This window comes from Treponema sp. R6D11 (assembly GCF_054786075.1).
In genome coordinates this window covers 1-1,306 of record NZ_BDHD01000348.1, presented here as the reverse complement: position 1 = coordinate 1,306, position 1,306 = coordinate 1, and the positions used below count along the sequence as shown (strand labels likewise).

Genomic DNA, 1,306 nt, shown 5'->3' with positions numbered 1-1,306 from the left:
ATTCCAGACATGTCATCATCCCCTTTTCAAATATTATACTAAATTTTTCGCTAAATGTCAATGTTTTCAACAATAATTGACAAAAAAAAACATCTTTGCTATAATACCCACATGAACGCATGCATAGACATAGGCAATAGCTACATAAAAGTCGGGATTTTCGACGGCGACGAGCTTCTAAAAGTCGAAAAATTCGCCACAAAACCGCTGACTTTTTTGGAATGCGAAAATTTGCTCAGCAATTTTGAATACGATAACCTATTCATCGCATCCGTCGTCCCTCATTTAACCGACGTTTTCGTGCAAGCGAGCAAGATAAAACCACAAGTCCTAACCGTTAACACCTCTCCCCTTCCAATCCTATACCCATCTATCGGCAGCGATGTTTTGGCATACGCGAGCTACATCGCAGAGCATTACCCCCTCCCCGCAACCGTCTTTTCATTAGGCACTGCAACCGTCTGCACGCATATTAACATAGGCAAAGAAATCGGCGGCGGGCTAATCATGCCAGGGATATATTCAGGGCTAGACGGTTTGGTTGAAAAAACTAATCAGCTCCCAGAAATCGTCCCAGAACACCCTATTGGCTTCTTCGCTCGCTCAACAAAAGACGCGATAAACAACGGCGTTTTCTACCAAACCATATCCACTATCGATTGGGTAACGAAAAAAAATGACGCGCGCACTAATATTGTCTGCGGCGGTGGCGTAAACTTAGTTAGAGACTATTTAGAAAAAGAGTTAGATGACGAATTCATATGCGATGAATTTCTCGTTCTTCGGGGGCTCAATATGATTTTTGGTAATACTGAAAAAAGCAGAGCCGGAACCAGTTAAAAGTTTGCAAGGAGAATCTATCGTGTCGAACAAGCTTTTCATTTCCGCATATAGGCTGAAACACGGGCTTTGGAGCGAGTTTGTAAGGTTTTTAGTTAAGCTTTCAAAATCGCCAACTCTAAGAGCCTTTATTATATTTGTTATTTTGCTCTTCGTATATTTCCCTATCCTGTCAAACTCGTTATACACATCCTTTGTCGAGCAATGTTGGTTCGATATATAGAGGGTTAAATAACCCCCTATTTTTTTGTATTCAATCGGCGTAATCCTCTCGCCAAACCCTTCGACTAAGCTAGGTACGTTATATATAAAAAACGGCACGTCCGCGCCATACCGCGAACCAATCTCTGCCAATTCTTCCTTGCTATAATTCTTTTCATAAAGCTTGTTTAAAGCAATTAGAACCGCCGCCGCCTCAGACGACCCGCCGCCAAGACCGCCACCAAGCGGTATTTTTTTGTTAATT

The 1,306-nt window shown here is 42.1% G+C and carries 2 protein-coding genes; one reads left to right on the top strand and one right to left on the bottom strand.

Annotation, left to right across the window (positions count from 1 at the left end):
* Positions 1-111: 111 nt before the first annotated feature.
* Positions 112-840, top strand: a complete 729-nt coding sequence (locus ACYVTD_RS13005; RefSeq protein ID WP_461248168.1) for a type III pantothenate kinase — start codon at positions 112-114, stop codon at positions 838-840.
* Here the strand turns inward: ACYVTD_RS13005 and ACYVTD_RS13000 are convergent.
* Positions 745-1,306, bottom strand: a 562-nt coding sequence (locus tag ACYVTD_RS13000; RefSeq protein WP_461248167.1) for a 4-(cytidine 5'-diphospho)-2-C-methyl-D-erythritol kinase, incomplete at its 5' end; no start/stop codon positions are given. The genes ACYVTD_RS13005 and ACYVTD_RS13000 overlap by 96 nt on opposite strands.